At 68.5% G+C, this 8111-nt stretch carries 8 protein-coding genes; 2 read left to right on the top strand and 6 right to left on the bottom strand.

Annotated features, from left to right (window positions below; all coding sequences use genetic code 11):
- Together AZG88_RS05015 and pdhA are read right to left on the bottom strand one after the other, a co-directional pair.
- The coding region (locus tag AZG88_RS05015; protein WP_442971701.1) for an alpha-ketoacid dehydrogenase subunit beta at nt 1-608 on the bottom strand (608 nt) is incomplete at its 3' end.
- A 4-nt stretch (nt 609-612) separates the two neighbouring features.
- Entirely contained in the window at nt 613-1749 is a 1137-nt protein-coding gene (pdhA, locus tag AZG88_RS05010) for a pyruvate dehydrogenase (acetyl-transferring) E1 component subunit alpha (RefSeq protein ID WP_037182398.1), read from the bottom strand.
- A 135-nt stretch (nt 1750-1884) separates the two neighbouring features.
- Between pdhA and AZG88_RS05005 the strand changes: the two genes are divergently transcribed.
- Together AZG88_RS05005 and AZG88_RS05000 are read left to right on the top strand one after the other, a co-directional pair.
- The gene (locus AZG88_RS05005; RefSeq protein WP_007297835.1) at nt 1885-2361 is read left to right on the top strand and encodes an Lrp/AsnC family transcriptional regulator; all 477 of its coding nucleotides are present in this window, start codon (nt 1885-1887) and stop codon (nt 2359-2361) included.
- Between the two features lie 21 nt (nt 2362-2382).
- Nucleotides 2383-3051 (top strand): AIM24 family protein, encoded by a 669-nt coding sequence (locus tag AZG88_RS05000; RefSeq protein WP_061040598.1) that lies wholly within the window; start codon nt 2383-2385, stop codon nt 3049-3051.
- 30 nt (nt 3052-3081) lie between these two features.
- On the opposite strand, the gene AZG88_RS04995 is transcribed toward AZG88_RS05000, so the two are convergent.
- From AZG88_RS04995 to AZG88_RS04980, 4 genes are all read right to left on the bottom strand, one after another.
- Nucleotides 3082-4542: a PepSY-associated TM helix domain-containing protein gene (locus AZG88_RS04995; protein ID WP_061040599.1), complete on the bottom strand. Its 1461-nt coding sequence runs from the start codon at nt 4540-4542 to the stop codon at nt 3082-3084.
- 223 nt (nt 4543-4765) lie between these two features.
- Nucleotides 4766-5296, bottom strand: coding sequence for a hypothetical protein (locus AZG88_RS04990; protein WP_197436020.1), 531 nt, complete (start codon nt 5294-5296; stop codon nt 4766-4768).
- A gap of 53 nt (nt 5297-5349) precedes the next feature.
- Entirely contained in the window at nt 5350-6363 is a 1014-nt protein-coding gene (locus AZG88_RS04985; protein WP_061040601.1) for a hemolysin family protein, read from the bottom strand.
- Entirely contained in the window at nt 6356-7723 is a 1368-nt protein-coding gene (locus AZG88_RS04980) for a hemolysin family protein (RefSeq protein ID WP_061040602.1), read from the bottom strand. The genes AZG88_RS04985 and AZG88_RS04980 overlap by 8 nt, the downstream gene beginning before the upstream one ends.
- Between the last annotated feature and the right edge of the window lie 388 nt (nt 7724-8111).

Raw genomic sequence — 8111 nt, 5'->3', positions numbered from 1 at the left:
GCGTCCCGGCCGGGACGCCGGACGGCGGCCCGCCCGATCGGTGCGCCCACCGCGAGGTCGACGTCGGCGCGGGAGAAGTACAGGCGTTTCGGTTCGAGGAAGATCACCGGGTCGGGGTCGTCGATCGCCTCGCGCAGCAGGGTGTAGGCGTCCTCGACGGTGGACGGGGCCACGACCTTCAGGCCGGGGGTGTGGGCGTAGTAGCCCTCGCTGGAATCGCAGTGGTGCTCGACCCCGCCGATCCCGCCGGCAAACGGGATCCGGATGACGATCGGCACGGACAGCGCACCCTTGGTGCGGTTCCGGATCTTCGCGACGTGGGAGACGATCTGCTCGAACGCCGGGTAGGCGAACGCGTCGAACTGCATTTCGACGACAGGCTTGAACCCGGACATCGCCATGCCGATCGCGAAGCCGATGATGCCGGATTCGGCGAGCGGGGTGTCGAAGCACCGGTCGTCGCCGAAGTCGCGGGTCAGGCCGTCGGTGACGCGGAAGACGCCGCCGAGGGTGCCGACGTCCTCGCCGAAGACGACGACGTTCTCGTCGGCGGTGAGGGCGTCGCGCAGTGCGGTGTTCAGGGCCTCGGCCATGGTGAGCACGGGCATGGTGTCAGTTCTCCTCGGACTCGGCGGCCAGTTCGGCTTCCGCCTGCGCTTGCTGCTCTCGAAGTTGCGGGGTCTGTTCGGCGAAGACGTACCGGAACAGGTCCATCGGGTCGGTGGGCCGGTCGACGTTCATGCCGGCACGCAGCGCGGATGCGGCGGCCTCGGCGTCCGCGGTGAGGGCCTCCGACGTTGCGTCGTCGAGCAGGCCCTTCCCGCGCAGGTACTTCTCCAGCCGGGCCAGCGGGTCGCGGCCGAGCCACTGTTCCACCTCGGCCGAGTCGCGGTAGCGGGTGGCGTCGTCGGCGTTGGTGTGCGCATCGATCCGGTAGGTGTGGGCTTCGACGATGACGGGACCGTTGCCGGCGCGGACGAAGTTCGCGGCCTCGTCCATCACGGCGAGCATGGCGACCGGGTCGTTGCCGTCCACCTGCTCGGAGCCGATTCCATAGCCGACCCCCTTGTGCGCCAACGTGGGAGCCGCGCTCTGCCGGGCGAGCGGCACGCTGATCGCGAATCCGTTGTTCTGTACCAGAAACACCACCGGGGCCTTGAACACGGCGGCGAAGTTGAGGGCCTCGTGGAAGTCGCCCTCACTGGTCGCGCCGTCACCGCAGAACGCCAGGGCGATCGTGTCGTTTCCCTTGCGGTGTTCGCCGTAGGCCACACCGGTCGCGTGCAGCAACTGGGTGGCCAGCGGGGTGCATTGCGGGGCGCTGCGGTGGGCGGCTGGGTCGTAGCCGCAGTGCCAGTTGCCGGCGAGCATGCTGAGGATCTCGACCGGATCGATGCCGCGGGCGGCGAGCGCGACCGAGTCGCGGTACGTGGGGAACATCCAGTCGCCGGGTTGCAGGCTCATGGCCGCCGCGATCTGGCAGGCCTCCTGACCACGCGACGACGGGTACACCGCCAGCCGGCCCTGCTTGGTCAGAGCCGTCGCCTGCTGATCGAAACGCCTGCCCAGCACCATGTTCCGGTACATCTCGACCAGACGGTCGTCGCTCGGCCTCGGATACCGGGCCTCGCTCTCGGTCAGCTCGCCGGCCGCGTCCAGATACTGCACCGCGCACTCGGCGGGAAGGAACTTCCGATACGGCGTGGCCAGGGGCGGCTCTACGAGCGTCACGTCTACCTCCAGATGCATTGTGTTCGTCAATGCTCGCAACTGAACGACCTATCGACAACGACAAGGCGGAATCAGAGACAAATGGTCTAGAATCGGCTCATCGGGAGCAGAATGTCTCACCGGAGTGTGAGCGACCACAGCAGGGATGGACAGATGGCCGGCGGCACAGCGGACACGTATGAACTCGACGCGATCGACCGGCGCATCATCAAGGAACTCGTCGCCGACAGCCGCATCTCGATGCGGGCGCTGGCGGAGAAGGCGCACATCTCCCGCGCGCACGCCTACGTCCGCATCGAGCGGTTGCAGGAGGCGGGAATCATCGAAGGCTTCACCACCCGGATCTCGCACTCCAAGGCGGGACTCGGCTCCTCCGCGTTCATCGCCCTCTCGATCCGACAGGACTCGTGGCGGGGGATCTCCACCCAGCTCCGGACGCTGCCCTTCGTCGAGCACTTCTCGCTGTTGGGCGGCGATTTCGACGTTCTCGTCCTGGTGCGCGCACCGGACAACAGCGCACTGCGTCATGTCGTCCTCGAACGCTTGCAGAGCCTGGAAGGTGTGCAGTCGACCAAGACGTGGCTGATCTTCGAGGAAGCCAACGGGCCCGGACCGGAATGGGTTCGTTGACGGGACGGATAGGATTCCGTCATGCGCAGCGACCTGATGAAGAACGCGGAACGCAGTGGTGAACCGGGCACCTTCGTGCTTCAGAATCCCCGAATGCTCAAGGTGGACTTGGCCGGAACCAGCGGTCACTTCTTTGCCCGGCAAGGATCGATGGTCGCCTACCAGGGGGACGTCGACTTCGCCTACCAGGGCAGCGGCGGAGTCGGAAAGTTCTTCAAGAAGGCATTCACCGGTGAGGGCATGTCGCTGATGAAGGTCTCCGGCAGCGGCGACGTGTTCCTCGCCCGCGACGCCGACGAGATCTTCCTGCTCGAACTCGAGGACGAGTCGGTGACCGTCAGCGGTTCCAACGTCCTCGCGTTCGACAGCTCCCTGAACTGGGACATCAACCGCGTCGAGGGGGCGTCGATGCTCAGCGGCGGACTGTTCAACACGACGTTCACCGGCCGCGGCGTCCTCGCCGTCACTATCTACGGCACTCCCGTCGTCCTGAACGTGGACACCCCCACGTACGTCGACATGCAGAGCGCGGTGCTGTGGTCGACCGGCCTGCACTCGACGATCCGCAAGACCGCGAAGATGGGCGCCGCGATCGGCCGCGGATCCGGTGAGGCATACCAGCTGTGTCTCACCGGAAACGGCATCGTCGTCGTCCAGGCCTCGGAGGGGCACCCGGTTCCCAAACCGTAACCGCCGCGGCTGCACGGGTGCCCCGCTCCCTCACTCTGCCCGGATGCGGGAGAGGGCGCCGACCGCGACGTCGACGAGCAGGAACGCGAGGAGGCTGACGCCGAGCAGCGGAACGAACCAGCCGACGAGGACGACGCAGGCGGCCCCGGCCACCGCCGCCGCCGGGTGGATTCGACGCCAGGTGCCCCGCACCGGCGGCCTGCCCACCGCCCGGGTCGTGCCGCGGGTGGGCCGGCGCCGCCACCACAGGAGGTAGCCGCGGACGATCACGGCGAGCAGCGCCACCGCGAGGGCGGCCAGCACCAGCTGGTTGAGCAGGCCGAACAGCAACCCCATGTGCAGGGCGATGCCCCAGGACGTCAGCTTCGCGGCGAGCGGCCAGTCACCGAATCGCGACACGTCCGTCACCGCGCCCGTGGCCCCGTCGACTGCGATCGAGTCGGTCGAGAACTGCCACGGTTCGCGGGTCTGCGTGACGGTGAACGCGGTGCCCGCGTCGGCGGGAACGGTCGCCTCGACAGCCCCGGTGACACCGCCGCGCCGGGCCACCTCGAGGACGGTGTCGAGTTCGCCCACGTTGCGGTCGAGGATTCCCGGATTTGACGCGGGGGTATGCCCTGCGCCGTGCCCGTCGTGACCGCCCGATGCGGCGGCGCCGGCAGCGGGCGCCGAATCCAGCTTCTTGTCGATCTTGGGAGTGGTCCAGCTCAGGGCGGTACGGAGTTCGCCGACGTTCTCGCCCGCGTACCGCGACCACGTCAGACCCGTGGCCGAGAGGAACACCAGGCCGACCGCGATCCAGATGCCGACCACCCCGTGCCAGCTGAGGGTGCGGTTGCGTCCGCGGCTCGACCGATCGAGCGTCCACAGCCTCGCGGCGTCCGCGTTGCGGGCGCGGGTGGTGCGGTAGCGCTGCACCCACAGGTACACGCCACCGAGCGCGATGACCCACAGCCACGACGCGGCGAGCTCGCTGTAGATGCGGCCGGGCTCGCCCAGGTGCAGGTGCCGGTGCAACTGCGAAATCCAGGTGCGCATCGGCAACGCCCCGCTGCTGCCGTAGACGACGAGCTCGCCCACCGACTCCGCGGTGACGGGATCGACGAAGACCGCGCGGCGCTCGGACTCGCCCAGGGTGGGATCGGTGAACATCACCTGCGTCGTGTCACCCGCTTCGGTCGCCGGGCGCACGGCGGCGACGGTGAGATCCGGGCGAACCTGCTGCGCGGCCCGCACCTGTTCGGACATCGGCAGGTCCGGGCCGGTCGAGTCGACGTGCAGGTAGTCGCGGTAGACCAGCTGCTCGACCGACGGCGCGAGAGCGTAGAGGCCGCCGCTGACCGCGGCGATCACCAGGAACGGGGCCACCAGGATCCCCGCATAGAAGTGCAGGCGCAGGATCAGTGGCCGGAAACTGCGCGGCGGCGAGGAGTCCTTCGACGCCGGGGAGGACGCGACCGGTGTGTCGCGTTCGAGTTCAGGGATGGACATGACGATCTCGCTTCGAATCGGCTGAGACGGGCACCCAGCGCCGTCGAGGCCGCGCACAGCAGGGTGCGCTGGGCAACTCGAGGTGACACGTCAGGGATGCGCCGACTCAGGAAGGAATCGGCACCGGGACTCGCGTGGGAGTCTGCTGGTGCCGCGTGAGAACACGCCGGACCGACGACCACACGTCGTGTGCGTGCCGGGAAGGCGGTGAGAAAGGATTCGACTAGACGAGAGCGGGTGGTCCGCGGGTGCCGGCGCCCGCGGCGACCAGCAGCCACAACGACAGCTTCGCGCGGTAGACCGGGGTCGCCGTCCAGGTGCCGGTATCGACCTGCAGCGGGGCCAGGACTGCGAGAACGATGCGCGACAACGCCGCCAATGCCCTCAGGCAGGCGCGTTCGGCCGACCGGACCAGCACCGCGGCGACTGCGATCGCGGCGAGGTGCGCGGCGATCATCGGGGTGGAAAGCCCCAGACCATGGGAATGATCGGCGGCCAAGGCCAGTGTGGTGTGGCCGATCAGCTGGCCCGCAGCGAGCACCGACAGCACGAACAACCATTCACGGCGGGGCACCCGGACGGCGGCGACCGACGCCCCGACTGCGGCGCACGCCGCGAGAAGCAACACCACCGAACCATCACTCGGGGGCATTCCGCCTCCGGCGATGCCGTGCGCGGCGATGCTGACCGCGCCGGACAGTGAACCCACAAAGGAGCCGCGTACCCGCGCGACCACATCCAACCGTGAATTCACCCCGCGAGGGTACCGCTTCCGATGCCCACCCCGGCCGCGGTGTGCGAAACGGGTCAGGCGGAAGCCCCGGCCGCCGGGCGCAGTCGCGCGAGGACATCCGTCAAGGTGACGACACCGGTCAGCTCACCGTTGTCGGTGACGATCGCGAGGTGGCTGCGGGTCTCGCGCATGGTGTGCAGTGCCTCGTACACGGCAGCGTCCGCGTCGAGGGTCAGCACCGGGCGCATGAGGTCGGCGGCCGTGACTGCGGCGCCGGCCCGCAGGCTGTCCCGGGCGTGCACCACTCCCTTGATCCCGTCCGCGTCGCGTACGAGCAGTCGGAGGTGGCCGCTCCGATCCGCGGCCGCCCTGATCGCCGCCGCGGTGGCGTCCGGGGCGACACTGCTCGGGGCGGTGTTCGGCCGCACCATGTCTCGCACTGCGAGCGATTGGAGTTCCAGGGCGCTGGTCAGTTGGCCGTGGTATCGCTCGTCGAGCGTGCCGACGGTCGCCGAGTGCTCGACGAGGTGACGCAGCGCGTCGGGATCCTGGCCGGCGCCCACCTGGTCGACCGGCTCCACGCCGAACCTTCGCAGACACCGGTTCGCCATCCGGTTCAGCACCAGCAGCAGCGGGCGGGTGGCCCACATGAATCCGCGCATCGGGATCGCCAGCAGTGTCGCCGATTTCTCCGGGTGCGCGATCGCCCACGACTTGGGTGCCATCTCACCGACGACGAGATGCAGGAACGTGACGATGATCAGGGCGAGGATGAATCCGAGCACGTCCGCCAGCCACAGCGGGGCGCCCCAACCTGCGAAGGCCGGGGTGAGCCAGTGATGCACGGCCGGCTTCGTGACCGCGCCGAGCGCGAGGGTGCAGACGGTGATGCCCAGCTGGGATCCGGCCAGCAGCACGGACAGCTCGGATGCGCTGCGGAGAGCCGCGCGGGCAGCCCTGCTGGTGGGGGCGGCGTCCTCGAGCCGGTGGCGGCGGGCAGCGATCAACGCGAATTCGATCGCCACGAAGAACGCGCTGGCCGCGATCAACCCGACGGTGACGAGCACGATGACCCACGGATTACTCATCGGTCGCGTCACTTTCCAGGATGCGGAGCCTCACGAACAGCGAGGACGGGACGTGCTTGTCGACTGCCCGCACCTCGGCGTCGAGGGTGCGGACGGGCGGGTCGGCGTCGTTGATCAGGTCGGCCGGATCCGGGTTCAATCGGATCGCGACGGCGTCTCCGACGACGGGGAGCCCGCCGAACTCGGCGATGACGGCACCCGCGAGCGTCTCGAAGTCGCCGGGCGGCAGGTCGTGTCCGAGGATGCGCTCCACCTCGTCGATGTGCAGATCGCCGGGCATCGTCCAGCCTTCGGATTCGGACCCCGTCACCGACGCGTCGCCGTCGGGATCGTGTTCGTCGGCGATCTCACCGACGAGTTCCTCCGCGAGGTCCTCGATCGTGATGACGCCGGCGAACCCGCCGTACTCGTCGACGACGAGCGCCATTTCGTCCCGGGCAGCCGTCAGCTGTTCCAGCACGTCGGGCAGCGGCAGCGATGTCGGCACGACGACGGCCGAACGGGCCCGGGACGCGGCCGGACCGTCGGCCTGCTCGCCGAGCAGGTCGTGGAGGTGGATGACGCCGCGCAGATCGTCGGAGGAACTCCCGACCACGGGGTAGCGGGTGTGGCCCGCGCCCATCTTCTCGAGAACACTGCTCAGGGAATCGTGGGCCCGGACGGTATCGACGTTGGCGCGGGGAATCATCGCGTGCCCGGCGGTGCGGGTGGGAAAGTCGAGGATCCGGTCGAGCAGGGTCGACAGTTCCCGCGGCAGCTCACCGGCGTCGCGGGATTCGGCGACGATGTGTTCGAGGTCCCGCACGGTGGCCGAGTGTTCGACGTCGTGGACCGGCTCGATCCGCAGCGCACGCAGCAGCAGGTTCGACGACTGGTCGAACAGCCAGATCAGCCAGCCGAAGAGTTTCAGGTAGATCGTGGTCGACAGCGCGAGCCAACGCGCCACCGGTTCGGGCCGGGCGATCGCCAGGTTCTTCGGGAAGAGCTCCCCGAAGAGCATCTGGACGAAGGTGGAGAACAGGACGGCGAGGACGGCGCCGACGCCGATCCCGACCGCGGTGGGGATGCCGACACCGCCGAGGAGCTCACCGAGGCCGCGTCCGATCAGGGGTTCGGCGACATAACCGACGAGCAGGCCGGTGACGGTGATGCCCAGCTGGGCGCCGGAGAGCATGAACGAGGTGCGGCGAGTGACGCCGAGGGCGCGGGCGGCGCCCGCGTCTCCCGCCTCGGCCCGGGCTTTGAGCCGCGAGCGGTCGACCGACATGTACGCGAATTCCTGGGCGACGAAGTAGCCGGTCAGGGCGGTGATCAGTAATACGACGACGACGCCGAAGCCGATGCTCAGGACGGTCACCATGTATTCACCCCCGCGGTGCGTCCGGGACTGCGGTGATCACTCTGGGGCGGGCTGGGTCTTCGGGGGCGCGAAGCGCTGGTCATGGCTCTCTCTGTATTCGGGGTATGAGTCACCCATAGTAAAGGACTCTTTACTTTTGCGATCGGCGGGTGCGCAGATCACGCGGTCGGTGTTACGACCGGATTTCCGGATTCGGGCCGCGGTGAGGGTTACGAAACCTGAGCTTGTTCCTCGCGTGACCATTCGGAAATCACCGAACCGTGTACTTGTTTCAGGTCGACGGAGTGCGCAGCGCACTCTCCTCACGCAGAGCGAATGGACATCGAAGTCTACGCCCGGCCCGTCGCCCACAGCATCTCATCAGCGCGTTCAGGCCCTTCGGGCGCCT

Origin of the sequence: Rhodococcus sp. LB1, from assembly GCF_001583455.1 — a bacterium.
Lineage (GTDB): Bacteria > Actinomycetota > Actinomycetes > Mycobacteriales > Mycobacteriaceae > Rhodococcus_F > Rhodococcus_F opacus.
Note: the sequence above shows the minus strand (reverse complement) of the source record. Positions and strands in the feature narration are given on the sequence as shown.

Coding starts and splice junctions, on each gene's coding strand:
- pdhA (WP_037182398.1), bottom strand. CDS start 1,749: ATGCATCTGGAGGTAGACGTGACGCTCGTAGAGCCGCCCCTGGCCACG.
- AZG88_RS05005 (WP_007297835.1), top strand. CDS start 1,885: ATGGCCGGCGGCACAGCGGACACGTATGAACTCGACGCGATCGACCGG.
- AZG88_RS04980 (WP_061040602.1), bottom strand. CDS start 7,723: ATGGTGACCGTCCTGAGCATCGGCTTCGGCGTCGTCGTCGTATTACTG.
- AZG88_RS04995 (WP_061040599.1), bottom strand. CDS start 4,542: ATGTCCATCCCTGAACTCGAACGCGACACACCGGTCGCGTCCTCCCCG.
- AZG88_RS04985 (WP_061040601.1), bottom strand. CDS start 6,363: ATGAGTAATCCGTGGGTCATCGTGCTCGTCACCGTCGGGTTGATCGCG.
- AZG88_RS05000 (WP_061040598.1), top strand. CDS start 2,383: ATGCGCAGCGACCTGATGAAGAACGCGGAACGCAGTGGTGAACCGGGC.